The sequence below is a fragment of the Alkalibacillus haloalkaliphilus C5 genome (genome assembly GCF_000269905.1).
Classification (GTDB): Bacteria; Bacillota; Bacilli; order Bacillales; family Alkalibacillaceae; genus Alkalibacillus; species Alkalibacillus haloalkaliphilus_A.
This window is the reverse complement of record NZ_AKIF01000003.1, coordinates 1-26,764: the sequence shown is the minus strand read 5'-3', so window position 1 is coordinate 26,764 and position 26,764 is coordinate 1. Positions and strand designations below refer to the sequence as shown.

General features: G+C 35.7%; 27 protein-coding genes and 3 pseudogenes. 28 read left to right on the top strand and 2 right to left on the bottom strand.

Annotated features, from left to right (window positions below; genetic code table 11):
• Nucleotides 1-8: 8 nt before the first annotated feature.
• The 16 genes and pseudogenes from A194_RS0100705 (at nucleotide 9) to A194_RS0100630 (ending at nucleotide 14,857) form a co-directional block, all read left to right on the top strand.
• On the top strand, nucleotides 9-1,478 hold the full coding sequence (locus A194_RS0100705) for a spore germination protein (RefSeq protein ID WP_029424928.1): 1,470 nt from the start codon (nucleotides 9-11) through the stop codon (nucleotides 1,476-1,478).
• 166 nt (nucleotides 1,479-1,644) lie between these two features.
• Entirely contained in the window at nucleotides 1,645-2,922 is a 1,278-nt protein-coding gene (gene lysA / locus A194_RS0100700) for a diaminopimelate decarboxylase (protein ID WP_017184963.1), read from the top strand.
• A 26-nt stretch (nucleotides 2,923-2,948) separates the two neighbouring features.
• On the top strand, nucleotides 2,949-3,383 hold the full coding sequence (locus A194_RS0100695) for a peptidylprolyl isomerase (protein WP_017184962.1): 435 nt from the start codon (nucleotides 2,949-2,951) through the stop codon (nucleotides 3,381-3,383).
• A 141-nt stretch (nucleotides 3,384-3,524) separates the two neighbouring features.
• Nucleotides 3,525-3,866, top strand: a complete 342-nt coding sequence (locus tag A194_RS0100690) for a GNAT family N-acetyltransferase (protein WP_017184961.1) — start codon at nucleotides 3,525-3,527, stop codon at nucleotides 3,864-3,866.
• A gap of 146 nt (nucleotides 3,867-4,012) precedes the next feature.
• A complete protein-coding gene (locus A194_RS0100685; RefSeq protein ID WP_017184960.1) occupies nucleotides 4,013-4,771 on the top strand; it encodes a segregation/condensation protein A in 759 nt (252 codons plus the stop codon).
• On the top strand, nucleotides 4,752-5,330 hold the full coding sequence (scpB, locus tag A194_RS0100680) for an SMC-Scp complex subunit ScpB (RefSeq protein WP_017184959.1): 579 nt from the start codon (nucleotides 4,752-4,754) through the stop codon (nucleotides 5,328-5,330). The genes A194_RS0100685 and scpB overlap by 20 nt, the downstream gene beginning before the upstream one ends.
• Nucleotides 5,331-5,372: 42 nt before the next feature.
• On the top strand, nucleotides 5,373-5,834 hold the full coding sequence (locus A194_RS0100675) for a DUF3907 family protein (protein ID WP_157783009.1): 462 nt from the start codon (nucleotides 5,373-5,375) through the stop codon (nucleotides 5,832-5,834).
• A 186-nt stretch (nucleotides 5,835-6,020) separates the two neighbouring features.
• The gene (locus tag A194_RS16800; RefSeq protein ID WP_017184957.1) at nucleotides 6,021-6,920 is read left to right on the top strand and encodes a D-alanyl-D-alanine carboxypeptidase family protein; all 900 of its coding nucleotides are present in this window, start codon (nucleotides 6,021-6,023) and stop codon (nucleotides 6,918-6,920) included.
• Nucleotides 6,921-7,511: a nucleoside recognition domain-containing protein gene (locus A194_RS0100665; protein WP_017184956.1), complete on the top strand. Its 591-nt coding sequence runs from the start codon at nucleotides 6,921-6,923 to the stop codon at nucleotides 7,509-7,511.
• A pseudogene (locus A194_RS16795) lies at nucleotides 7,511-8,037 on the top strand (spore maturation protein). The gene A194_RS0100665 and the pseudogene A194_RS16795 overlap by 1 nt, the downstream one beginning before the upstream one ends.
• Nucleotides 8,038-8,136: 99 nt before the next feature.
• Nucleotides 8,137-8,883, top strand: coding sequence for a pseudouridine synthase (locus tag A194_RS0100655; RefSeq protein ID WP_017184954.1), 747 nt, complete (start codon nucleotides 8,137-8,139; stop codon nucleotides 8,881-8,883).
• Between the two features lie 64 nt (nucleotides 8,884-8,947).
• Entirely contained in the window at nucleotides 8,948-9,484 is a 537-nt protein-coding gene (gene resA / locus A194_RS0100650) for a thiol-disulfide oxidoreductase ResA (protein WP_017184953.1), read from the top strand.
• A gap of 28 nt (nucleotides 9,485-9,512) precedes the next feature.
• Nucleotides 9,513-11,147 (top strand): cytochrome c biogenesis protein ResB, encoded by a 1,635-nt coding sequence (resB, locus tag A194_RS0100645; protein WP_017184952.1) that lies wholly within the window; start codon nucleotides 9,513-9,515, stop codon nucleotides 11,145-11,147.
• A gap of 28 nt (nucleotides 11,148-11,175) precedes the next feature.
• Entirely contained in the window at nucleotides 11,176-12,369 is a 1,194-nt protein-coding gene (ccsB, locus tag A194_RS0100640; RefSeq protein WP_017184951.1) for a c-type cytochrome biogenesis protein CcsB, read from the top strand.
• Between the two features lie 26 nt (nucleotides 12,370-12,395).
• Nucleotides 12,396-13,112, top strand: coding sequence for a response regulator transcription factor (locus tag A194_RS0100635; RefSeq protein ID WP_017184950.1), 717 nt, complete (start codon nucleotides 12,396-12,398; stop codon nucleotides 13,110-13,112).
• Entirely contained in the window at nucleotides 13,112-14,857 is a 1,746-nt protein-coding gene (locus tag A194_RS0100630) for an ATP-binding protein (protein ID WP_017184949.1), read from the top strand. Before A194_RS0100635 ends, A194_RS0100630 begins: the two co-directional genes overlap by 1 nt.
• Before the next feature lie 47 nt (nucleotides 14,858-14,904).
• Here the strand turns inward: A194_RS0100630 and A194_RS0100625 are convergent, their stop codons facing one another.
• Nucleotides 14,905-15,399 carry an inorganic diphosphatase gene (locus A194_RS0100625; protein WP_040402138.1) on the bottom strand — a complete coding sequence of 165 codons (495 nt, stop codon included), beginning with the start codon at nucleotides 15,397-15,399 and terminating at the stop codon, nucleotides 14,905-14,907.
• A 119-nt stretch (nucleotides 15,400-15,518) separates the two neighbouring features.
• On the opposite strand from A194_RS0100625, the gene A194_RS16790 reads away from it, so the two are divergent.
• Nucleotides 15,519-15,968 (top strand): helix-turn-helix transcriptional regulator, encoded by a 450-nt coding sequence (locus A194_RS16790; protein ID WP_017184947.1) that lies wholly within the window; start codon nucleotides 15,519-15,521, stop codon nucleotides 15,966-15,968.
• Between the two features lie 39 nt (nucleotides 15,969-16,007).
• Here A194_RS16790 and A194_RS0100615 read toward each other — a convergent pair whose 3' ends face one another.
• Nucleotides 16,008-16,247 carry a ferredoxin gene (locus A194_RS0100615; RefSeq protein WP_017184946.1) on the bottom strand — a complete coding sequence of 80 codons (240 nt, stop codon included), beginning with the start codon at nucleotides 16,245-16,247 and terminating at the stop codon, nucleotides 16,008-16,010.
• A 109-nt stretch (nucleotides 16,248-16,356) separates the two neighbouring features.
• On the opposite strand from A194_RS0100615, the gene A194_RS0100610 reads away from it, so the two are divergent.
• From A194_RS0100610 to A194_RS0100560, 11 genes and pseudogenes are all read left to right on the top strand, one after another.
• Nucleotides 16,357-17,427 carry a YpbB family protein gene (locus tag A194_RS0100610; RefSeq protein WP_017184945.1) on the top strand — a complete coding sequence of 357 codons (1,071 nt, stop codon included), beginning with the start codon at nucleotides 16,357-16,359 and terminating at the stop codon, nucleotides 17,425-17,427.
• Entirely contained in the window at nucleotides 17,411-18,871 is a 1,461-nt protein-coding gene (locus A194_RS0100605) for a RecQ family ATP-dependent DNA helicase (protein ID WP_017184944.1), read from the top strand. The genes A194_RS0100610 and A194_RS0100605 overlap by 17 nt, the downstream gene beginning before the upstream one ends.
• 5 nt (nucleotides 18,872-18,876) lie before the next feature.
• Nucleotides 18,877-19,464, top strand: a complete 588-nt coding sequence (locus A194_RS0100600; RefSeq protein ID WP_017184943.1) for a CPBP family intramembrane glutamic endopeptidase — start codon at nucleotides 18,877-18,879, stop codon at nucleotides 19,462-19,464.
• A 5-nt stretch (nucleotides 19,465-19,469) separates the two neighbouring features.
• The gene (locus A194_RS0100595) at nucleotides 19,470-19,730 is read left to right on the top strand and encodes a hypothetical protein (protein WP_017184942.1); all 261 of its coding nucleotides are present in this window, start codon (nucleotides 19,470-19,472) and stop codon (nucleotides 19,728-19,730) included.
• Nucleotides 19,731-19,888: 158 nt separating this feature from the next.
• On the top strand, nucleotides 19,889-20,458 hold the full coding sequence (locus tag A194_RS0100590) for a genetic competence negative regulator (RefSeq protein ID WP_017184941.1): 570 nt from the start codon (nucleotides 19,889-19,891) through the stop codon (nucleotides 20,456-20,458).
• A gap of 16 nt (nucleotides 20,459-20,474) precedes the next feature.
• Nucleotides 20,475-21,410 (top strand): D-alanine--D-alanine ligase family protein, encoded by a 936-nt coding sequence (locus A194_RS0100585; RefSeq protein ID WP_017184940.1) that lies wholly within the window; start codon nucleotides 20,475-20,477, stop codon nucleotides 21,408-21,410.
• 120 nt (nucleotides 21,411-21,530) lie between these two features.
• Nucleotides 21,531-22,804, top strand: a pseudogene (locus A194_RS16785) (Glu/Leu/Phe/Val family dehydrogenase).
• Between the two features lie 155 nt (nucleotides 22,805-22,959).
• A complete protein-coding gene (locus A194_RS0100575; RefSeq protein ID WP_017184938.1) occupies nucleotides 22,960-23,946 on the top strand; it encodes a YpdA family putative bacillithiol disulfide reductase in 987 nt (328 codons plus the stop codon).
• 5 nt (nucleotides 23,947-23,951) lie between these two features.
• The gene (locus A194_RS0100570) at nucleotides 23,952-24,911 is read left to right on the top strand and encodes an asparaginase (RefSeq protein WP_017184937.1); all 960 of its coding nucleotides are present in this window, start codon (nucleotides 23,952-23,954) and stop codon (nucleotides 24,909-24,911) included.
• A gap of 172 nt (nucleotides 24,912-25,083) precedes the next feature.
• The gene (gene sleB, locus A194_RS0100565; RefSeq protein WP_040402145.1) at nucleotides 25,084-26,031 is read left to right on the top strand and encodes a spore cortex-lytic enzyme; all 948 of its coding nucleotides are present in this window, start codon (nucleotides 25,084-25,086) and stop codon (nucleotides 26,029-26,031) included.
• A 12-nt stretch (nucleotides 26,032-26,043) separates the two neighbouring features.
• Nucleotides 26,044-26,764, top strand: a pseudogene (locus A194_RS0100560) (PepSY1/2 domain-containing protein); the annotation flags it as partial.

Below are 26,764 nucleotides of genomic sequence, written 5' to 3'. Positions count from 1 at the left end.
GTTTGTTTATGGCTAATGAAGAACTTAAAATTAAAAGTTCGATTACAGAAAATAGAAAGGTATTTGAGGATAAGCTTGGGCTTGATGTTTCATTTGATATTGGTTATCGAACAATTATTGTTTTAGGCAAAGAAGTGGACTTTTACTATGTAAACGGTCTTGTAGATACCGAATTTGTAACTGAAATATTAAAGAAAGTTATTGAAATAAATGACTTTGAAGAGAATGAAAATAAAGTACCTGAAATTGTTAAAAATAGGTTAGCTAATCACCAATTTGAAGAAATTCAATCAGTTGATGATGCTGCGACAGAAATCATGTCGGGACTATTAGTGGTAGTCGTTGATGGAAAAGATAAAGCCTATGTTGTAGATGTTCGTAATTATCCTGGAAGAGGACCAGAAGAACCAGATACAGAGAGAGTTGTAAGGGGATCACGAGACGGTTTTACTGAAAATATTATTGAAAATGCCGGTTTAACTAGAAGGCGTGTAAGAGATGAAAATTTGCGTCTTGAAATTATGCAAGTTGGTAAACGTTCAAAAATGGACGTATCGATTATGTACATTGATGATATAGCGGACCCAGGGTTAATCGAAACGGTAAAAAGCGAGATTGAAAAGATTGATGTAGATGGATTGTCCATGTCAGACAAAACGTTAGAAGAATTTATATTAAGTCAAGCTAAAACACCTTTTCCGTTAGTTAGATATACAGAAAGGCCTGACGTAGCTTCAGCTCATTTGTTTGAAGGTCATGTTCTAGTCATGGTGGATACATCCCCAAGTGTCATGATTACTCCGACTACCTATTTTCATCACGTTCAACATGCCGAGGAATTTAGACAAGTTCCCTTTGTCGGTACATTTGTAAGATGGGTAAGGTTTTTAGGTATATTAGCTTCATTATTCTTACTCCCGTTATGGTTACTGTTTGTTTTAGAACCTGACAAACTACCTGAAAACTTAGCTTACATTGGCCCATCAGAAGAAGGGAATGTGCCGATTGTCATACAAGCATTACTAGCAGACTTAGGGTTAGAGTTCCTTCGTATAGCAGCCATTCATACACCGACTGCTGTATCGACTGCGCTCGGTTTAATAGCAGCAGTGTTAATTGGTGAGATCGCAATTGAAGTTGGTCTCTTTACACCTGAAATTATACTTTATGTCGCAATTGCTGCAGTAGGGAGTTATGCAACACCAAGTTATGAGTTATCGGTAGCAAATAAAATCTCAAGGATTGCGCTTGTAATTTTAACTGCATCTTTTGGCGTTTTAGGTTTAGTGCTCGGTATGACTTTATATGCTTTAATTTTAACTCGAACTTACTCATTAAACACGCCATATTTATGGCCGTTAATACCATTTAACGCTAAAGCGATGTATAACATTCTATTTAGAGTATCAGTTCCGATCCAAGAACGTCGTCCGAGTATCGTTCACCCACAAGATGATAAGCGAACAGGTTCTGAATAATGTTTAATAAAGCAGGTTATGTTTATATTCATAACCTGCTTTATTGTATTCGAGATTTGAAATGAAATTTTCGAACGAAAAATAATTGAACGTTGCTCTTCCATATGGTAAGTTTACTGTATTGTACAGAGAGAATGGTCTATAGAGAAATGGATAGGTGAGTTTCATGGTTAAAGATACATTACACATAGGTGGGAAAAGCTTAATTAGCTTAGCAGAAAAGTATGGAACACCGCTTTTCGTATACGACGTAGAAAAAATTAGAAACAACGCTAGAGCATTTGTTCAAACATTTAAAGAACAAGATGTTGATTTTCAAGTGGCTTATGCAAGTAAAGCGTTTTCTTCAATTGCAATGCTACAAGTTGCAAAGCAAGAAGAATTGAGTTTAGATGTTGTCTCGGAAGGTGAATTATTTACAGCGATTGAAGCAGGTTTTCCTGCTGAAAAAATCCACCTTCACGGCAATAATAAAAGTATATCTGAGTTAGAAATGGCAATTGATTATAATGTTGGGTGTATTGTCATTGATAATTTTTATGAAATCGAGCTCTTAAGTGCGATTCTAAAAGAGAAGAACCAAACCGTTAATGCACTCATTCGAATTACACCTGGGATAGAAGCATACACGCATGAGTATATTTTAACTGGTCAAGAAGATTCGAAGTTCGGCTTTGATTTATTAAGCGGTCAAGCCGATCAAGCCGTTTCTCAAGTGTTAAATAACGAAAGAATCCATTTACAAGGTGTGCATAGCCATATTGGGTCACAGATTTTTGAAACAACAGGATTTGAAATGACAGTTCAAGCTTTATATAAAGCTTTAGCGCAGTGGAAAGAAAAGTTCGACTTTGAAGCTGAAGTGATTAATCTCGGTGGAGGTTTTGGAATTAAATACACTCAAGAAGATGAGCCATTACCGTTACAAAACTATGTTACAGCTTTAGTTGACTCTGTAAAGCAAGCGGCTAGTGAGCATGGCTTGTCTATGCCAGAAATCTGGATAGAACCAGGGCGTTCGATCGTTGGTGATGCAGGTGTCACAATTTATGAAGTTGGCTCAATCAAAGATATTCCTGGAGTACGAAAGTATGTGTCAGTAGACGGCGGTATGACTGATAATATAAGGCCTGCGTTATATCAAGCAGAGTATGAAGCAGAGCTACTTAACAAAATTGATGAAGCGAAAGAAGAGACTGTTTCAATTGCTGGTAAGTGTTGCGAAACAGGCGATATGTTGATTTGGGATATTGAAGTACCTACAATAGAAAGCGGTGACTATTTAGCTGTTTTCTCAACAGGCGCTTATGGCTATTCAATGGCAAGTAATTATAACCGTTTTCCAAAAGCGGCAGTCGTTTTTGTTGAAAATGGTGAAGATCGATTAGTAATAAAACGTGAAAGCTATCAAGATTTGACACGTTTTGACCTTTCATATGAGTAAAATGAAAAGAAAGAAGGGATTTTGAAATGAAAAAAGCAACAATTCAATTCGAAAATGGAGAACAAATTAAGATCGACTTATTTGAAGATGGAGCACCAAACACAGTTGAGAACTTTGTGAAACTTGCTAATGATGGATTTTACGACGGCTTAACATTCCACCGTGTAATCCCTGGGTTTGTCATCCAAGGAGGGTGCCCAACAGGTAACGGAACTGGTGGACCAGGCTATACTATTAAGTGTGAAACTGAAGGAAATCCGTATAAACATGAACGTGGTTCATTATCTATGGCTCATGCAGGTAAAGACACAGGTGGAAGTCAATTCTTCATTTGTCATGATGCTCAGCCACACCTTGACGGACGCCATACGGTTTTTGGTAAAGTAACAGATGGAGTCGAAGTTGTGGACCGAGTTCAACCAGGTGATGTTATGCAAAAAGTAGTCATCACAGAAGCTTAATGTTCTATAAATTCTTGTGTCCCTCTTCCTAATAAATGTATTATTGACAAATGAACAAAAACAAGTAAAGTATATATTGTATTATATAGACGTTATTTGGTAAAAATATGTAAGTAATTGAAAGTTTAAAGAGGGGTTTCTATGCTTATAAAATATAAAAAGAGCTTTGAGAAGATTGCCATGGGCTTACTATCTTTCATGCCAGATGAAAAAGAAGTTAAAAAGCTGCAATCAACAATCAAAGAATATGAAAACAATGATGACTGGCAATTGTTCTTATGGAAAGATGAGGATATATTAGGTGCGATTGGTGCTAGGTTTAATAACGAACAAATGATTGTTCAGCATATTAGCGTAACACCTTCACACCGAAACCAAGGTATAGGTAAAGAAATGGTTAAGGCTTTAAAAGACCAATATCAAGAACAGTATGAGATTTGTGGTGATGGCCAAACTAAAGATTTCTTTGATCAATGTGAGTAATTTTAAGAGTGGTTTCGACTCATTTAGAGTTGAAGCCACTTTATTTGTGCTAATAGAGTGTGAAGAAACGGATTGCGATATTCCTTTTTGCTTTGATATTTGGTAACATGAAATAGAATGGTAACCGATTTGAAATGAGTGAGTTGATGAGTGAGTCAATCTATAAAGTGAAAATTGACGCGTTTGAGGGACCACTAGACTTATTATTACATCTAATCAATCAGTATGAGATTGATATTTATGAAGTTCCTTTAAAAGAAATCGCAGATCAATATATGAACTATATTCATACAATGCAAGATTTGCATTTAGATATTGCTAGTGAATACTTAGTTATGGCAGCGACTTTGTTAGAAATTAAAAGTAATATGTTATTACCGAAACAAGAGTTAGATTTTGAAGATGAATACGAAGAAGACCCACAAGAAGAACTAATTCAAAGGTTAGTTGAATATAAAAAGTATAAAGAAGCTTCAAAAGTATTAAAGGAAAAAGAACAAGAACCAAATCAAGTATACACCCGAGAACCAGTTGATTTAACACCGTTTCAATCAGAAGAAGTCGTTAGGCGAAGCGAAGTGCTCTCTGTAGTCGATTTAACTGAAGCTTTTCAAAAAGTGTTAAGAAGGAAAAAGTTACTTGAACCAATGGAAACAACGATCCAACGGCAAGAGATCTCAATTGAAGACCGAATGGATGATGTTGTTAAAACGTTGTATCATTTTAAAGGTGAGTCTTCATTTTTTGGATTGTTTGAATATGAACAAAAGTTTGAAGTTGTTACAACTTTTCTAGCATTGCTTGAATTAATGAAAACTTATACGATTATATGCTACCAGCAACAAAATTTTGAAGATATAACAGTGGCCCTAACGGAGGATTATTATGGAACTAGCTCAACTTAAAGGCGTATTAGAAGGGTTGTTATTTGCTTCTGGCGATGAAGGAATATCAATGGCACAAATTAAGAAAGTACTTTCAGCCAATGGGGAAACAGTCGAATTATTATTAGAAGAGTTGAAGTACGATTATGAACATGGACAAAGGGGATTATCTATTTTAGAACAAAAGGGTGTTTATTACTTAACAACTAAGTCTGAGCACGCTTTATATTTTGAAAAAATGCAGGAAACGAACTCAAGTTCAAAGCTTTCGCAAGCCGCTTTAGAAACATTAGCGATCATTGCGTATCAACAGCCAATTACAAGAGTTGAAATTGAAGACATTCGAGGAGTGAAAAGTGATGGGCCCATTCAAACGTTGGTTTCTCGTTTCTTAATAGAAGAATGTGGACGGAAAGAAACAAGTGGTCGACCCATTTTGTTCCAAACGACGAAAGAATTTTTAACCTTTTTCGGTTTAACATCGTTGGATGAGCTACCACCACTACCAGATGAAAACCTTCAAGAAGCCGTACAAGATGCTGATCTGTTTTTCAATGATATGGAGGAGCCGTCTGCATAAAATTATTGATGATTGTTCGTCAAGGAGGTAACTTTGTGGCCGATGAGCACACACTTATTTTCACAGGCTGAGAAAGTCTATAATCAATTAGATATAATAGAGCGTGATTTAAGTTATTTTTTGAATGATAAAAGCGTAACTTTTATTTTGACTGATGAAGAACAACTTGATCAAGAATATGTACGTTCAATCGTGAAGCATTTGCGTTATCTAGAAGTTTACTGTATGGAAGGAAAGTTTGCTTTAGAAAGGTTAATAGCAACTAAAGACATACAAGAAGAAGTACTTGAAAAAGTGTTAAGAGGCGTCTATTTTAAATGTGTTAATGAGTTTTTCTCCCCTAAAGATGATATCTGGTATGAGGATAGTCGTGCTTCATATCAAAATAAAATGTCGATTGAATTCCAGCGTGAGCCTGGTAACCATATACTTGAATTAGCAAAACTGATTGAGCCAACATTCCAAGATTTACGTGAAGAGTTAGATTATTTAGAAGCTGTATAGTCTTATTATAAACCTATAAAGTTAATAGCTACTCAGTTAAAAGGTGATTCCGATTTTAAATTACGGAGTCACCTCTTTTTAGTTTGATTAGTTAATTTATAGCAGCTTTTATCATACAAGCCTTTATAACACCATATAATGTTTCATGAGAATAGGACAAGACGGTTACAGAATAGGAGATGTCAGATGAGAAAATTAATTTCCCTTGCTCTTATTGGATGCTTATTAATAATGTGGCAACCTACTGTCATGACACAGGCACAACCAGGTGTATCAGCTAAAAGTGCTATAGCAATTGATATGGACACCCAAGAAATCATTTATTCTAAAAATATTCATGAGGAATTACCAATTGCTAGTATTACTAAAATAATGACAGCTATTGTTGCATTAGAACACGAAGAGTTAGATTCAAAAGTGACTATATCAAACGAAGCTTCTAGGATGATTGGTTCCTCTATATACACGCAACCAGGTGACGTATATTCGATAGAAGATTTGTTATATGGTCTAATGTTGCGCTCTGGGAATGATGCAGCTTATGCAATTGCTGAACATGTTGCTGGAAGTGAGAAAGGTTTTGCATTTTTAATGAATGAAAAAGCGGAATGGATTGGTATGCAAAACAGTAGCTTTCAAAACCCACACGGATTAGATGAGGATGATCATTATTCTTCTGCCTATGATATGGCGATTTTAACGAGCTATGCAATGAATACGAGTGAAGACTTTAGAGAGATCTTTGGTACAAAAAGATACTTAGCTGAAAATATTGGTTATCATTGGATGAATAAAAATAAATTACTTATGACGTATGACCAGGTTTGCACAGGTGGTAAAACGGGTTACACGAGCATTGCTGGAAGGACATTAGTTACAACAGGTGAACAAGATGGAAATGAAGTCGTGGTAGTCACAATCGATGCATCTGATGATTGGAATGATCATCGACTATTATACAATTATGCCTTTTCTCATTTAGAAGACAGACCGGAAATCCCAATATTTTTTGGAGAAGAACCGAGTGAACCATCCTTATGGGAAAGGTTTACGAAGTCGTTTCGATACTTACAAGGGGCAATTTAGATGGTTAATATCATTTGGGTAGCTTTAGCGGCAATTGGTATAATTTACGCTTTTTTTAATGGCACAATTGAAGAAGTAAATGAAGTGATTTTTAGTAGTGCTCAAGACGCTGTTGCACTTACAATCAGTCTTGTAAGTGTTTTAGTGTTTTGGTTAGGTTTAATGCGCATTGCTGAGAAGGCAGGTTTATTAGAAAAGTTAGCATATTTATTTAAACCTGTTTTTACAAGACTATTCCCAGAGATCCCAGCCGACCATCCAGCAATAGGCTATATTTTATCGAACTTTTCAGCCAACCTGTTCGGCCTAGGTAATGCGGCAACACCATTAGGTATTAAGGCAATGCATGAAATGAAAAAGTTAAATAATGATAGTGATGTTGCTTCTCGTTCAATGATCACTTTCTTAGCGTTAAACACTTCAAGTGTCACACTCGTTCCAACGACGATTATTGCTATTCGAATGCAATATGATTCGATGGCACCGACTGAGATTGTAAGTTCTACAATTATAGCTACGTTAATTTCGACGATTGGAGCCATCATGATAGATCGGTATTTTTATTACAGGAGACAAAGGAGACTTATATAATGCTTGTGCATATAAGTAACTGGATTATTCCGCTTATTATTTTAACGGTATTACTGTATGGAACTTATAAAAGGGTTCCAACGTATGAGACGTTCGTTGAAGGAGGTAAGGAAGGTGTCAAAATGGCTGTTTCCTTGCTTCCTTTTTTATTAGGTATGATTGTATCTATTAGTATATTTCGAGCTTCAGGAGCATTAGATGCATTTGTTAATTTAATCGACCCAGTACTCTCAATCTTCAATATTCCTTCTGAAATAGTCCCACTAGCCATCACCAGCCTATTTCAGGAACGGCTTCATTGAGTATTGCTACTGATTTAATTAAAACTGAAGGACCAGATTCTTTTATCGGTCAATTAGCATCAACTATGCAAGGAAGTACAGATACGACATTGTACGTATTAACAGTTTACTTCGGAGCTGTAGGTATAAGGAAAATGGGACATGCATTAAAAGTTGGACTTTTAGCTGACTTCGTTGGTATAATTGCTTCGTTAGTTGTATGTTACCTTATTTTTGGTTCATAATGGTATTAAAGAAATTCGAGCGTTAACCATGATGTTAACGCTTTTCTTATGCCATAATATAAGTATGTACATAATATAGACAGACCAAGGAAGTGGAAAATGATGAGTGGACAAAAAGAACGTTTACAAAAAGTAATTGCAAAAAGTGGTATAACATCAAGAAGAAAGGCTGAGGGATTGATCGAGTCAGGGCGAGTGAAAGTAAATGGAAAGGTCATTACTGAACTAGGAACTAAAGTAGCTCAAAGTGATGAAGTTGCAGTTGATGATATTATCGTTGAAAAGGAACAACCTGTTTACTTTATGATTAATAAACCGAGACAAGTATTATCAACTGTTGAAGATGATAAAGGAAGAAAAGTTGTAACAGATTTGTTGCCTGATGAAATAGAACAACGTGTTTATCCAGTTGGTCGTCTCGATTATGATACGACTGGAATCTTGCTTTTAACAAATGACGGGAATTTAACTAATAAATTAATCCATCCGAAATTTGAGGTGGACAAAGTTTATGTTGCTAAAGTAAATGGTGAACTTTCTAGAGAAGAAGCTTTACAACTGAAGAAAGGTGTTATCCATGATGGAGAGCGTCTTAAAGCAGTAAAGACAAGAATTATTGAGGTCGACAAGAAAAAAAAGAAAACAAAGATTGAAATGGTATTGCACCAAGGTAAAAATAGACAAGTTCGTCGTATGTTTGAGGCACTTGGTTATAGAGTGGAAAAGCTAAAACGTGAACGATTTGGTACGTTAACTTTAGGTAACTTGCAACCGGGGCAATATCGTGAACTAACACCACACGAAGTTAAACAACTAGCCGATATTACGCAAAAAAATGTTAAATAATGTTCAAACATGCTAAATGAGAACAATTAGACGAATGATATAATGGCAAAGAGGAGGGATCCTGTTGGATAAGAAGAAAAAGCGCCTTATATTTAGAAGTGTAGTTTTAGCCATTTTAGCAGGAACGTTAGTGTTTGTATTAATCGTTAACGCTGGATCTGAACGCCCTTCATTACAAGAAGGGGTAGAAGCACCAAACTTTAAATTAGACCGTTTGGACCAAGAAGGCGAATCGATAGAACTCCATGATTTACGTGGTCAAGGTGTTATGGTCAATTTCTGGGCTACTTATTGTGAGCCGTGTAAAGAAGAAATGCCATATATGGATCAGTTATATGAAGAGTATCATGATCAAGGAATTGAAATCGTTGCTGTAAGTGTGGATCGTAATGAATCGGTCATAAATAACTTTTATAATCGATTGAATTTAACATTCCCAAGTACGCATGACCGTAACAACACAGTAATGGAGTTGTATGAGGTTGTTAATTTGCCTGCCTCATTCTTTATACGACCAGATGGTACGATCGAGCGAATTGTACGTGGACCAGTTACATTAGAAAGTTTAGAAGGTTATTTTAATGAAATAAGACCTCAATAAGAAATATACAGAATCGTGAGGGGTTTATATGAGTGATCAATCAATTAGATGTGAATGCGGACACTTAAATAAAGAGGGGACCATCCTATGTGAAGCTTGTGGTAAACCGATCGAAGGTAACCAACACATTGATGGTAACGATGAGAAGCATGTATTAGAAATGCGATATGAAGGTTCGGCTAGACGTTCTCAAACGTATAAAAGAACGTTCATTGATAAAACGTGGGCGTTCTTTTCATCCGTAAAAGTCGGTGTCTGGTTAATCGCTATTACTTTAGTATTATCCGCTTTAGGTACGGTCTACCCTCAAGAACAGTTTAAAAACTCTCCGTTACCATCTTCACAATTTTACGCTGAAGAATATGGCTTAACGGGACAAATATTTTACCAATTAGGTTTTCACAACATGTATAGTTCTTGGTGGTACATAACTTTAGTTGCACTGATCGGCGTTTCAATCATTATTGCAAGTATAGATCGATATGTGCCGTTAAGAAGAGCCTTGAACAATCAAAAGACTAAGCGACATGAAGTATTTGTTAAAAGACAACGTTTAGTGAGTAAAGATAATGAGTTAAATGAAGACGATGTTAATAAGTTAAAAGAAAATCTTAAAAGTAAACGTTATAAAGTCTACGAAGATGATGGCCATGTTATGGCTGAGAAAAATCGTTTCTCTAGATGGGGAGCTTATGTTAACCATATCGGCTTAATTATCATATTACTTGCTGCGATTTTCAGAATGTTTGAAGTGATGCATGTTGATGATTATGTTTGGGTTCGTGAAGGTGAAACGCGTGTTATTCCAAGTACGAACCAAGAGTATTATGTAGAAAATACAGGGTTTGTATATGAAGAATATGACCCTGAAACACAAGAACAGTTTAGCCGAGCGTTAGAAGATGTAGAAGACCCAGTCCCTAAAAACTTCCAAACGAATGCTGTTATTTATAGAACAACTGAAGAGACTTTGCCTGGACAAGAGCCTGAACTAGAGGAAGTAACTAGAGGTGAGATTAGATTAAATCAGCCAATTACTTTTGACGGCTATGCCCTTTATCAGGCGGGTACCCAACTAGAAGCAGAGTATGATTCTATGTCTTTCGATGTCCAATTAAACGATGAAGTTTTAGGCGAATTTACTTTCTATAGTGATGAAGCACCACCAGAGTTTCATTTAGAAGAAAGTGATATAATGGTGTCAGTAGATGATTGGTATCCGGAACTAGAATTTACGGAAAATGGTCCGTCATCATTTTCAAAGTTTCCTAGAAATCCTGGTTTAATTTTCTCAGTTGAAAATCCTGATACGGGTGATTCAGAGCGATTCTTCTATTTACAAGAAGATATTATACCTTTATCAGAAGATAATGAGTTAGTTATGAATGTAACAGGAGTAGATCGCCGTTCAGCATCTGGCTTAACAGTGAAGAAGGATAATACATTACCGCTATTCGGCTTAGGTGCCGGCATTTTTATGATCGGTGTTGTCCAAGGTCTATATTGGTATCATCGACGTGTATGGATTCATCCAAAAGGTGAAGGTATTTACCACATTGGAGTTCATACGAATAAAAACTGGTACGGTATGAAGCAAGAGTTAGAGAAAATAACTGAAGATACAAACGTCCAAGAGTTTGAAGATCAACAAGAATTGAAGTAATTAATGTACCTACCCGAGGAGGGATAAGATGGATTTTTATGTTTTAAGTAGTACATTTCTCTATATAACCTTTTTCGTTTATTTAATTGCTACAGCATTTTTCGGAATGACTTTAGGAAACAATAGAGATGAGAATAAAAAGTCTAAAGCTACAAAACTTGCGATGACATTTACTATTATTGGCTTTGTTTCGCATTTAACAGCATATATTTTTAGGTGGATTGAAGCCGGGCATATTCCAGTAAGTAATATGTTTGAGTATATTACGTTCTTTGGCTTAATGTTAGTTCTATGTTTTATTGTCATTCATTTCGTATATGGTATACCTGCTTTAGGTTTAGTAGCCTTACCTATTGCGATTGTAATTATCGGTTATGGCAGTATGTTCCCACAAGAAGTATCACCGTTAGTGCCATCTTTACAGTCACATTGGTTATACATTCACGTAACTTTAGTTGGGTTGGCACAAGCTATATTAGCTATTAGTTTCATAGCAGGTTTACTATTCTTAATAGTAAAAGTTGACCAAACGGTAAAAAACAAAGAAACAACCTTTTTAGAAATTATTATATATGCAGTACTATCGACAATCGGTTTCATAATTCTTTCAACTGGATTTGGAGCAATGGATTATGAAGCGACATTTATTAAAGAATCTGACGGGTATCAATATGAAGTTGAGTATGAAATGCCTGCATTATTCCAACCAAACAATTCGGAACTTATGACAGAAGACCATTTTAATTCTGGTATAGAAACACCAGCATGGATGCAAGGGATTGACGCAGGTAAGAAGCTTAATAGCCTCACGTTATCATTATTAGCAGGACTACTGTTATATGGTTTAGTTCGACTAGTATTAAAAGGTAAAAGAGTCGGATCTTACTTACAACACAAGTTTGGCAAAATTAATCCTGATGTTGTAGATGATGTCATGTATCGTTCAATCGCGATTGGTTTCCCGTTATTTACTTTAGGTGGCTTAATCTTTGCAGCGATTTGGGCTCAAGAAGCATGGGGCCGTTTCTGGGGTTGGGACCCGAAAGAAGTGTGGGCGTTAATTACATGGTTATTCTATGCCGTCTTCCTACACTTAAGATTAACAAGAGGTTGGCATGGTAAGAAATCTGCATGGTTAGCTGTAATTGGTTTCGTTATTATTATGTTTAACTTAATTGTCATAAATCTTGTAATTGCAGGTTTACATTCGTATGCTTCGTAAATATTTCATAGAAGGAGTTGTCTAGTATGTCAGAAGAGGCAAAGATCTTAGTTGTAGACGATGAGGAACGCATTCGCCGCTTGTTAAGGCTTTATTTAGAACGCGAAGGATTTGAGATTGATGAAGCTGAAGATGGTGATGGTGCATTAGCTAAAGCTTTAAGCCAAGATTATGACTTAATATTATTAGATCTTATGTTGCCTGGCATTGATGGTATGGATGTTTGTGAACAATTAAGAGAGCAAAAAGCTACACCCGTCATCATGCTTACGGCAAAAGGTGAAGAGTCAAACCGAGTACACGGTTTTGAAGCAGGGGCTGATGATTATATCGTTAAACCATTTAGTCCACGTGAAGTTGTACTAAGAGTTAAGGCTTTATTAAGACGTTCTTCAGCAACAAAATACTTAGAGACTAAGCCTGATTCTCAAAATGTGTTAGTCTTCCCTCATCTGACAATAGATAAAGACGCTCATCGTGTCTTAGCGGATGATACTGAAGTAAGCCTAACACCAAAAGAATATGAGCTGCTTTATTATTTAGCTAAATCACCTGACAAAGTGTTTGATCGTGAAGAGTTACTAAAAGAAGTGTGGGAATATGAGTTCTTTGGTGATTTAAGAACCGTTGACACTCACGTTAAAAGATTACGTGAAAAACTAAACAAAGTTTCAGAAGATGCAGCTAAAATGATAGTTACGGTATGGGGTGTAGGCTACAAGTTTGAGGTCCAAGACGCGTAATGTTTTGGAAAAGTGTTGTTTTTAAGCTTTGGCTAACAATTATCATGTTAGTAGCTTTCGTACTTTTGATACTGACCGTGCTTTTACTTGAGTTTTTCGAGAACTTCTATGTTGAAGATGCTGAAATGAACCTTCTAAACCAAGCTGAAAGCGTTCAGTCATTAGTCGAAAGCCATGAAAATGAAGATGTTAGTATTGACACCGTTAACCAATTAATGGATCCTTCCACGCGTGTGACAATCTTTTTCGATGAACATCAGTATTGGCAAAATGATACGTATGAGGAGTATTTAGAAATTGAACCGACGTGGTTTATTACTCAATCAGATATTAGTCGAGCGTTATCACACGAGGAGCAAATAAAAGAAATTTCTACATTACCAAATGCAAACGAAGATATAATCATTGTCGGAGTTCCTACACACGATGAACGTGGAGCAATTTATGTTTATCAATCTTTAAATGTTGTTGAAGAAACAACGGAACAAACGACGAACATTATTTTATTAGCAGCATCTATAGCTATTGTTTTAACGACGATCTTTGCTTTTTTCTTATCAACTAGAATTACAGCTCCGTTAATAAAAATGAGAAAAGCTGCTTCAGAACTAGCTCGAGGAGAATTTCATACAAAAGTGCCAGTCTTAACGTATGATGAAATCGGAGAATTAGCTAATTCCTTTAACTTAATGAGAAGGCAGTTAAATTATCATATTACTGCATTAAATCAAGAAAAATCGCAATTGTCGAGTATCCTTAAATCAATGGCAGATGGGGTTATTACGGTTAATCGTAAGCTTGATGTATTGATCATTAATCCGCCTGCTGAACAATTTTTAGAACAGTTAGTGTATGAAAATAGTTTGCAAAAAGATGAACTTCCAGAAGAATTAAAAGGATACTTTACACAAGTTTTAGCAAATGAAGAAGAACATTCAACAGAAATCGTCGTCCAAGGTCGTTCATATGTACTTGTCATGACGCCTTTATATGATGATTCTGTCGTTGTAGGTGTTGTTGCAATCATTCGTGATATGACAGACGAGCGACAACTTGATAAGTTAAGAAAAGACTTCTTAGCGAACGTATCACACGAATTAAGAACACCAATTTCTATGATGCAAGGTTATTCAGAGGCGATTGTAGATGATGTTGCTGAAACAAAAGAAGAAAAGCAGGAATTGGCCCAAATTATTTACGATGAGTCATTACGTATGGGACGTTTAGTTAATGAATTATTAGACTTAGCAAGAATGGAAGCTGGACATATTCAATTGAATATTGAGGCAGTCAACTTCCAACAATTCATTGAACGTGTATCTAGAAAATTCATTAACGTTTCAACTGAACAAAATATTGAATTTGATACACATATATCAATTGAGGATCAACTCGTAAATATCGATCCTGATCGAATCGAACAAGTTTTAACGAATTTAATTGATAATGCCTTTAGACATACCCATGTTGGAGGCCATGTGAAAGTGAATGTGTCTGAACAAAATGATAGTCTCGTTGTTGAGGTTCAAGATAACGGTTCTGGTATTTCTGAAGAAGATTTACCTTTCGTTTTTGAGAGATTTTACAAGAGTGATAAAGCTAGAACGAGAAACCAATCTAAGAAAGGGACAGGATTGGGATTATCGATAGCTAAGCATATTGTCGAAGCTCATAGCGGGAACATATATGCTAAGAGTAAATATAATGAAGGCACATCATTTACATTTACACTGCCGAAAAGTTAACTAAAAAAGCTGTCTCAATTAAATGAGACAGCCTTTTTTAGAAGAACTTATTTTTCTTGGTAACGTGCGATGCACTCATCAATTAGCTTGTTAGCAGCTTCTACGCCTTCATATTCACCAATCTCTGTTTTCTTACCTTGTAAGTCTTTATATGTTTGGAAGAAATGAGAAATTTCATCTAGCTTATGTTGTGGTAAGTCATCTAAAGAGTTAATATCTTTGAAGCGAGGATCTTCAACTGGTACAGCAATAAGTTTTTGGTCTTCTTCACCGTCATCGATCATGTTTAAGAAACCTAACACTTTAGATTCGATTACACATCCAGGGAATGTTGGATTAGTTGTTAATACTAGAGCATCTAATGGATCGTTATCTAAAGCTAATGTTTCATCAATATACCCATATTCTGCAGGGTAGAATTGTGCTGAGAAAAGAACACGGTCTAATTTGAAGACACCTTTTTCTTTATCAAATTCATATTTGTTTTGGCTTCCTGTAGGAATTTCTACGAATACATCTGTAATTTTGTTTTTAGCCACAATGTTTCCTCCTTAAACTTTATTTTGCCTACTCATTATATCAATCTTTATATAGTAAGAAAAGAAACAACCATGTTAAAATATAAGATAATGTTACAATTTTTGTTGAAGGGTGTAGTAAAATGGATTTTGAATCGATTCAATCATTAGTTTCAACAAGAGTTAGAGTCGTACGTGCCGAACAAGGAATCACCCAAAACGAAATGTGTCATATTTTAGGTATTTCTAAGAAAACATTGGTGGAAATTGAAAAGGGGAGAAAGCTAGCAAATTGGCCGACCATTGTAGCGTTTGTATCGTTATTTAAAGACAGCCCAACCATTCAATATACACTAGGTGATCGTAATCCAGTTGAATGTCTACAAACATACAGTCGTAAAACAGTACTTCAAAAACAAAGCTCTTATGACACATTAGACGAACACTGGAAACCAATTATTGAACATGCAGGATACAGTTTACAGAAGCATTATATACATAACCATTATCGAATTGTTGATCGCGCATTTAATGTCTACATAAGAAGTACTGATTATAAAGAGACTTATGAGTTTTTTGAAAAAATTTCATAAAAATAGATGGCCTTTAATTGACCACCTACAGTTTGTTGATTATGAACTTTTTATTTCAAATGCTTGTTGATTTACTTTAATTGATGAAGTAGGACAACCTTCAAATGCATCTTCTAAGTCCTCTTCTAGCTCATCAGGTATAGCAACGGTACCCGTGTTATGGTCGATCATACTATAAGCAATACCTTCTTCATCGTAGTCAAATAAATCAGGGGCTGCTGCGCCACAAGCACCACATGCGATACAAGTATCTTGGTCAACTAATGTGTACTTAGGCAATAAAATCATCCCCAATCATAGTCATTATATTATAATTTTAAATAGATAGACAATAGAATGCAACATTTTACGAATGATATAATGGTATAAATACTGGAGAGCGATGCAAATGTTATTTGAAAGACTAATTTTGTATTTACTAAGTTTCATAGAAAACCAACGTACAACTAGTTCGATTTATCATATATTAAAAGGTAAGAAATCTGCCCAGACTATTCAAGATAGCCAATTGTTTAGACTTAGTCCTTACCTAGGAATTTTACCAAAGTTAAGCAAAGACGAATTTGACTGCTACATTGATCGACTTATTTCAAAAGGACTTCTATTAAATAGCGAAGAGTTGACCTACTTAACCGAAGAAGCACACAAGCTTAACAAGGAAGATCAATGGTTTTCAAACCTGTATTTTAACGGTGAGAAGTATAGTCAAATAGCTCTACCATTTTACCGGAAATTACAGCTTCTTGTTCAAACGACATCACACCTAATAAAAGGTCATAATAATTTTTTACCCGTTTCAGACAATGATGAAGTACAAAGAGATGTAAAAAACGTGTTAAAAGAATCTGAGCTCATTTCTAGTAATGGAGAAGGACTATATCAAGAACTTCACCAATTATTTCAACTTGTCGATGAAAAGCGAGCCAATTTAATGATGCTGAGTTTTACCGGTGCTGATCAAGTTGGGTTAAGCATCACTCAAATAGCATCCGAGTTTAATCAACCTGAGCGAGTGGTTCAGCTCCATATTATTTCAACCGTTCATTTATGGATTGAATATATTCTTAAAGATCATAATCATTTCCCAGTTTGTTATAAATTTTTAATGAATCGAAACGAAACATCATTAACCCATTCGGCACAAGTGACTTATGAGAAAGTTGGTCTAGGTTACACGGTTGAACAAATAGCGTACATACGTCATTTGAAAAGAAGTACGATAGAAGATCACATCGTCGAAATTGCTACGAAAGATCAAGCTTTTAAAATAGACGAATATGTCTCGCAACATGTCTACAGTTTGATTGAAAAAGCCATTAATCATTTAACTACTAAGCGATTAAAACTAATTAAAGAACAGTTGCCAGAACATGTTACTTATTTTCAAATTAGACTAACGATGGCTCGTCTAGGAGCTGAACATCATAAGCAGGAGGTTCAAGATGGCCAGTCAATCTAAATTAGAAGAGCAATTGAGGACTTACTTTAACCATAGCCAATTTCGAGACGGTCAAAAAGACATTATCCAATCAATATTAGATGGTAGACATACGTTAGCTACTTTACCTACAGGGAGCGGAAAGTCGATTACATATCAACTACCTGCTTTGATCACAAAAGGGATTACTGTAGTTGTGTCTCCGCTCATTTCTTTAATGGTCGATCAAGTGAAAATTTTAAAATCAAAAGGCATCAAAAAAGTCGCAGCGATCAATAGCTTAGTTGATGAAAAAGCGAAACAAAAGCTATTAAAAAATATAAACGAGTATAAATTAATTTACTGTTCACCTGAAATGTTACAACAAGAGAGAGTTATTGAAAGGTTAAAGCAAGTAAATGTTTCATATTTAGTCATTGATGAAGCGCACTGTATCTCACAATGGGGACATGAGTTCAGAACAGATTATATGAAATTACATACAATTTTCAAGCAGCTAAAAGAGCCTACAGTATTAGCACTAAGTGCAACGGCCACACCACAAGTACAAGATGATATTATTAAACATTTACAAATTAAAATGGATAAAATCATTTATCCGATTGATCGACCTAATATTACTTTGTCGGTAAAGAAAGTAGAAGACCAAAAGCATAAAGAGGGATCTTTAAAAGAGTTATTACACAATAATCATGTACCAACAATGGTGTATTTTTCGAGTAGACAGGTTAGTGAAGAAATAGCGAGAAAGTTACAAAAGCAATTTCCTAATCGAAAAGTGGCTTACTACCATGGCGGAATGGACCAAGATGATCGGTTATTAATCCAACAACAATTTATGTATGATCAGTTAGACGTTATTTGCTGTACGAGTGCTTTTGGGATGGGTGTTGATAAAGCAAATATTAGACTAATCGTCCACTATCATATGCCATCTAACTTGGAGTCATATATACAAGAAGTTGGAAGGGCAGGTCGAGATGGTGAACATAGTGTCGCAATGATGTTATATCAGCCTGGAGATGAAACGATCCCTTTTCAGCTAATCAGTCAAGAATTGCCCAATGATGATGAATTAGAGTGGTTCATAAGCGAACGATTAAATGGAAATGAAGTCGAAGGGTTAAGTGAAACTAAGGTAAGGTTTTTAAAGTTTCAATTGGATCTTAATTCCAATATACAAGATCATCATTATATGACTAATGCTTTGAAAAAAGTTCGTGATGAACGGTTGCAAGTTAAAAGAGAAAGTATACTTAAAATGTTAAGTTGGTTACATTATTCTAGTTGTCGAAGAGAAGCTTTATATTATTCATTTCAAGATGGGGTGGAAAATGCAACTACATACTGTTGTGATTACTGTGACTTTAATTTGGATAACTGGACTTTTCCGAATCAGATGGGCAATCATAAAATAACATTTTATTGGGAGAATCGGTTAAACGCCATTTTTAATAGAAGGTGACCTATATGAAAAAGAACAAAAAACCAAGCCAGGCCGAAATTGTAAAACAGTTGTCTGATCGTGAATTAATTATCAATGTATATGCCTCCCAATTTTTGTTCTTATTAATTGCATCGATTTTAGGCTTCTTTTTATTTAATTCTTTTAGTGAATTTTTAAGTTTATGGTATTTTGATGCAAAAGAAATAATAGTCTATGCTGTTTTACCTGCTTTAATAATCGTCACCATAAATGTAATTTTGGTTAAATTTTTACCGAAGAAATCTTATGATGATGGTGGAGTGAATGAACGCTTGTTTAAGGCTTTATCGATTCCTCATATTTTTGCAATCACACTTTTAATTGCATTTGCAGAAGAGGTTCTATTTAGAGGAGTCATTCATACTTTTGCTGGTTTTATTATAGCCAGTCTAATATTCGCTTTAATTCATTTCAGGTATTTAAATAAGGCTGTTTTGTTAGTATCCGTTTTGCTTTTATCTTTTCTGATTGGTTATATGTATGAAGTGACGAGTAATTTGATGGTCCCTTTTGTAGCGCATTTTTTAATTGATTTCTTATTAGGTATTTATTATCGACTATTTATGAGGTGACAACATTGAGTGTTGAACAAGAACAAATTAAAAAAAGCAGTGAAGAACATGAAGAATATGACGTTTTAAATTTACCTCCGCGAAGTAAGGTGCATCGTAAAAAGCGGAACAATAGCCAGGATGAACAAAGTGGTTCAAATAAAATTGAACAAGATGAGCGCGCGCCTAATTTATCCTTACATAAATTCAGTATTCATTTTGTGTTGATTCTTTTTATACTATTAATTATTAGCATCCCATTATATTATCAATATGTAATGCGATAATGATTATTTTTTCAACTGAATAAGCTTTAACAGTTTTTTATTAATTTAATATGATTTAAAATAGTGTGTAGGTATTAATATTTATACATACCTATACAGGCAATTTTTTCAGTGGTAAAGACATATACTATAAGAAGATATTAGTTGGAGGTGGTTGCGTGAGGCTAGAGCGAATTAGCGTTAACCAGTTTAAAATTTTTCTAACTTATGATGACTTAAATGACCGTGGATACTCCAAAGAAGATTTGTGGAACAATTTACCTAAAGCAAACCAGCTTTTTCAGGATATGTTATATGAGGCATCAGAGGAGCTTGAGATGGACCTAGATGGAATGTTAGTTGTTCGAGTTCATATGCTTCAAGCCCAAGGGATGATCATTGTTGTAACACAAAATGAAGGGGAAACGGATGATGAGTATATCGAGTTAAAAGTGACAATGGATGAGAGTAAAGAAATCATGTTCTCCTTTGATTCAATTGAACCCATTATACAATTATCTAGAACGTTACAGAATCAAGATGTAGAAGCTTCTGTATATCAGTATGATCAAAGGTATTACATGAAAGTGTTTGATCAAAGGTTACTTTCAAAAAAACGAGAAGATTTAATATCCATAATGTCAGAGTTCGGGGCGCCAAGCACAGTGACATCTTATGTGTTAGAAGAATATGGTGTTGAAATTGTAAAAAATAACGCAATAGAAGTAATGAATAAATATTTTAAATGACTTTTGAGGTGAATACATGAAGGTTGCAGTATTTTATGGTGGGACATCTAAAGAACGCGAAGTTTCACTATCGACAGGAAAGGGTATAATAAATGCACTAAAAGATTTAGATCACGACGTATTGGCAATCGACTTCGACCCAAGCCAGTTAAACTCATTAATTGATCAAATTAAAGATGTGGACTTAGTATTTATTGGTTTACACGGCAAGCAAGGTGAAGATGGGACTGTTCAAGGACTGTTAGATTTATTAGGAATTCCTTATGTAGGCTCTGGTGTTTTAGCTTCGTCACTAGCAATGGATAAATCAAAAGCAAAACAAGTGTTTGCTATGCATGATATCCCAGTTGCTAAAAGTATGACTTATCACTATAAACAAACGAGAACACAAGTGATTGAAGAAATTCAAAGCAGTTTTGATTTACCATTTGTTGTTAAACCTAACCAAGAAGGTTCAACTTTAGGCCTAACAGTAATTGAAACGTGGGATCAATTAAGCGAAGCAATTCAGATAGCTTTTACGCATGATTCTGACATAATCGTGGAAACATATGTGCAGGGAAGAGAACTGACTGTAGCTGTGTTAGGAAATAATGGTGATGAACAAGCGTTACCGGTAATCGAAATTGTTCCAAAAAGTAAATACTACGATTATGAGTCAAAGTATGCTGAAGGTGGAAGTGAGCATATCGTCCCGGCTGAAATTAGCGATGAGTTGACTGAGAAGATTTTAAATTACTCCAAAGTCGCTCATCAATCGCTAGGTTGCGAAACGTACTCACGTGTTGATTTCATTTTAAATGAAAAGTTAGGACCAGTCATTTTAGAGGTGAACACGTTACCTGGTATGACGCCGACTAGTTTATATCCTGACGCTGCAAAAGCAGTTGGATTAAGTTATACAGAAATGATTCAACTGTTTATCGATTTAACCCTAGAGAAATATAACTAATTTTTACGAAGTTTTTAGTAATTTTGCCTTGCAATTATATTGCATATTCTTGTTTAAGATGTATACTAATCATTGAAAGACATACTTAACATTGTTTGCATAGATATAGGAGGTAAACGAATGGTAGCCGAAAAGTCAGCAGATTCTCAAAACGAACAACCAAATGACATTCTAGTATCTACACAATCTGTAGTTAAAGATGCATTAAATCGATTGGGATATCCTGAAGAAGCTTATGAATTAATGAAAGAACCTGTAAGAATGATTACTGTTAGAATCCCAGTAAGGATGGATGACGGTAATATTAAAGTATTTACTGGTTATCGAGCTCAACACAATGACGCTGTAGGACCAACTAAAGGTGGTGTGCGCTTCCACCCAGATGTTACTGAGAAGGAAGTAAGAGCACTGTCAATTTGGATGACACTTAAGTCTGGTATCGTGGATTTACCATACGGCGGTGGTAAAGGTGGAATAATATGTGATCCGCGTGAAATGTCATTTAGAGAATTAGAAGCACTAAGTAGAGGTTATGTTAGAGCACTATCTCAAGTGGTAGGGCCGACAAAAGATATCCCTGCTCCTGACGTGTTTACTAATTCTCAAATTATGGCTTGGATGATGGATGAATACAGCCGAATTGATGAATTTAATAGCCCTGGCTTTATTACAGGTAAACCGATTGTGTTAGGTGGTTCGCACGGTAGAGAATCTGCAACTGCAAAAGGTGTTACAATTTGTATTGAAGAAGCATGTAAAAAACGTGGAATTAGCATTCAAGATGCACGTGTCATAGTGCAAGGATTCGGTAATGCTGGGAGCTTCTTAGCTAAATTTATGCACGATATGGGCGCGAAAGTTATAGCATTTCAGATGCTGAAGGGGCACTTCATGACCCTGAAGGTTTAGATATCGACTATTTATTAGACCGTCGTGACAGTTTTGGTACTGTTACGAACTTATTTGATGACACGATTTCAAATGAAGAAATGTTAGAGCTAGATACAGATATTCTAGTTCCAGCTGCAATCGAAAATCAAATAACAAAAGAAAACGCTAATGACATAAAAGCTGAGATCGTTGTTGAAGCGGCAAACGGTCCAACAACATTAGAAGCTACGAAAATTCTAACTGAAAGAGATATTTTAATCGTTCCAGACGTACTTGCATCATCTGGTGGTGTAACAGTATCTTACTTTGAATGGGTACAAAACAATCAAGGTTTTTACTGGAAAGAAGAAGAGGTTCAGGAGAAATTACGCGAGGTGTTAGTTAAAGCATTCAACAATGTATATACAACATCTCAAAACCGACAAATTGATATGCGTTTAGCTGCATACATGGTTGGCGTACGTAAGATGACTGAAGCAGCTCGCTTTAGAGGTTGGATTTAATATCTTTAAGTTGAATATTATAGTAAAATCTCCTATCATTATTTTTGGTAGGAGATTTATTTTTTTAAGTTCTGTAAATTTACTCACATAAAACGGTTTAACATAATAGAAGATGATTATGAATGTACTTAAGTTCTAATAGGAGTGTCAACAATATGCAAAGCGAGAAAGTCATTATAATTGGTGCAGGCCCATGTGGTTTGTCGACAGGAATTGAGTTAAAACGAAAAGGATTTGATCCACTCTTAATTGAAAAAGAAAATGTCGCGAATTCTTTATATCATTATCCGACACACCAAACATTTTTTAGTTCAAGTGAAAAACTAGAGATTGGTCAAATACCGTTTATTTCAGAAAGACAAAAACCTGTAAGAAATGAAGCATTAACGTACTACCGTACAGTCGCACAACGGACTGAATTAAGAATTAACACTTATGAACAAGTAATAAAGATAGAGAAACAACAAAATAATTCATATACTTTGCAAACGAAAACAAAAAATGGTAACGAGAAAACGTATTTTGCTAATTATGTAGTCATCGCAACAGGTTATTACGATAATCCAAATCGTTTAAATGTAAAAGGTGAGTCATTGCCTCATGTTTATCATTACTTTAAAGAAGCCCACCCTTACTTTAATCAAAATGTCGTTGTTATAGGTGGTAAAAACTCAGCAGTTGATGCAGCGTTAGAGCTTGAAAAAGCTGGTGCTCATGTAACTGTACTTTATCGAGGAAGTGATTATTCACCAAGTGTTAAACCATGGATCTTACCGAACTTTGAGTCTTTAGTAAGGCATAGAAAAGTTCGTATGGAATTTGATGCTGAAGTTGATGAAATTACAACACAATCTGTGCGATATAGTGTTAAAGGTGAACAGAGGGCAGTAGATGCTAATTTTGTTTTTGCAATGATTGGCTATCACCCAAACCAGCAGTTTCTTCAATCAGTTGGTATAACAATTGACAATGAAACAGGACGTCCAAAATTTCACGAACAGTCGATGGAAACGAATATTGACCATATATATATTTCAGGTGTTATTGCAGCAGGTTATAACAATAATGAAATTTTTATTGAGAATGGAAGACACCATGGAGAAAAAATTGCAAACGATATAGTAAATAAAGAAACTAGGTGAAGAATATGAGTAAAGTCGTACTAATTACAACAGGTGGCACGATAGCAAGTAAACCGAAACACCCAAGTGGAAAGCTATCATCAGGAGCTATGACTGGCGAAGAGCTTGCTGACTTATGTGAATTACCAGCTGAGATTGACATTCAGGTTGATTCTGCTTTTCAAAAGCCAAGTATTCATTTAGATTCAAATGACTGGATCAAGTTAAAACAAACGATTGAATACCATTTTCAAGACCCTGAAGTTTCAGGTGTTGTTGTAACACACGGTACGGATACAATTGAAGAAACAGCATACTTTTTAGATTTAACCGTTAGTGATGAAAGACCTGTTGTTGTAACAGGTTCGCAAAGGTCAATTAGTGACTTAGGCAGTGATGTTTATATTAATTTAAGGCATGCCATTTACTCTGCTTGTAGCTCTGATCTAAAAGGTATTGGAACTGTCGTTGTTTTTAATGAACGAATCTTTACGGCTAAACATGTTAAAAAAGAACATGCTAGTAACATTCAAGGTTTTAATACGTTTGGGTTTGGTTATGTAGGTATTATTGATAACGATATCGTTCAAGTATATCAGAAGCCAATACGTAGAGAAGTTTATCCTTTAGGAAGCTATTTGCCTCGTGTTGATATAGTAAAGTGTTACACAGATGGTGATGGGATCGTTATGGATAGCCTTGTTCAAGCCGGAACTAAGGGGATTATTTTAGAAGGTGTCGGTAGAGGTCAAGTTCCCCCTAAGATGATGCCAGCTATTAAAAAGGCGATTCAACATGGTGTCATTGTCATAATTACGACAGCATCCGAAGAGGGTGCAGTTTATCCAACTTATGATTATGAAGGTAGTGCATATGACTTAACGAACCATGGTGTGTTATTAGGTCATGACTATGATTGTAAAAAGGCGAGGGTAAAGTTAGCAGTGCAACTGTCGACAGACCAACGTAATATTCAGTTCAATTAAAAATATATAAAGTTAATTTTCTAGGCTAACAGATGGTAATTGTTTCTTCTGTTAGCCTTTTTTTATTTTCAAAGAATATTAACGGAAAAGATACAAAAAATAAGCAACAAGATTAGTCAGTAATTGAGGAGGATCAACATTGAGAAGGAAACATCAGATTAGCAAAATTATTATGATTTTAACGCTTTGTGTTGGAATAGTAGCATTTTTACCTGAAGAAACATCTGAAGGTTTTAGCGAACAGGTAATTCAAAAAGGAGCTACTGGTGATGATGTAGTTGAACTACAATCAAGACTTCAGTATATCGGCTTTTATAATGGCCGAATAGATGGAGTTTATGGATGGGAGACTTATTGGGCAGTTCGTAACTTTCAAGAAGAATTCGGTTTAGAAGAAGTTGATGGTTTAGTGGGTGAGAAGACAAAAGATATGCTTACTCGAGCAACCGAGTACGATGAACAATGGATTAGAGAACAATTAAATCAAGGAAGAGATTTCACACATTATGGTGAACAAGGTCGACAAGCACCTGATGATTCTGGAGCACAACCACCTTCAGACGAAGGAGCACCAAGTCAACCGCCTGCTGAAGAAGGAGCACCTGAACAAGCACCACAACCAGGCCAAGATGAACAAGCAGACCCAGGTGAACAACAGCCAGAAGGTCAAGAAGGAACGTTTGATGGTGATGTTCCTGAAGTACCAGAACAAGAGGAAGCACCTGAAGGCGAACAAGGTGAAGCCGTTAACGTGCCAGGTGGATTCTCGCAAAATGATATTCAACTGATGTCACAGGCTGTTTATGCTGAAGGGCGTGGTGAACCTTATAACGGTCAAGTTGCCATTGCTGCTGTTATTTTAAACAGGATAGAAGACCCTGAATTCCCTGATACAATTTCAGGAATTATATTTGAGCCGTTAGCTTTTGAAGCGGTTGATGATGGTCAAATATATATGGAACCAAATGAGCAAGCACGTGAAGCGGTGATGGATGCAATTAATGGCTGGGACCCATCAGGTGGTGCAACCTATTATTTCAACCCAGATACTGCAACGTCAGACTGGATTTGGTCAAGGCCACAAATTAAACGAATTGGTAAGCACATATTTATGAACTAGGAGGTAAGAAATATGGGTGCAGTTAGATGGATTATATACGTTGTTCTATTAGTAGGGTTGATTGGTGCCCTTGTTTGGGGGTATCAGGAACAACAAGAAAAAAATGCGGTACTAATTAAAGCGGAAAATAACTACCAGCGTTCTTTCCATGACCTTTCATACCGTGTAGATACTTTGAATGAGAAGATTGATACGGTGTTAGCTATGAATGCTCCAGACAATGTGTCGCCTCAGATGACAGATATTTGGAAAATTACGTCTGAAGCAAAGGCGGACGTATCTCAATTACCTTTAACACTAGTACCATTTAATAAGACTGAACAGTTTTTAAACAATATTGGAGAGTTCGCTTATCGTGTATCGATTAGAGGGTTGGATGATGATCCATTGTCTGAGGACGAAATAAATACATTAAGCCAACTTCAAGATCAATCAAATGAAATTAGACGTGATTTAAGAACCATTCAGCATGAAGTCTTATCAGACGGTGTTAGGTGGATGGATGTCGAAGTCATGTTAGCCACTAATGAACCGCGAGAAGACTCAATCATAAATGGCTTGCAAACGGTTGAGAAAAATGCTGAAAGCTATGACACTTTTGACGATTCTGTAGGGCTTTCTTCAGCAGAACGTGGTGATCAAGAGGTTGAAATTGATGGTGAAGAACAAACTGAAGAAGATATACGGGAAATTATAAGAGACTATTTTGAGTTAGATAATCAGGCTGAGACTG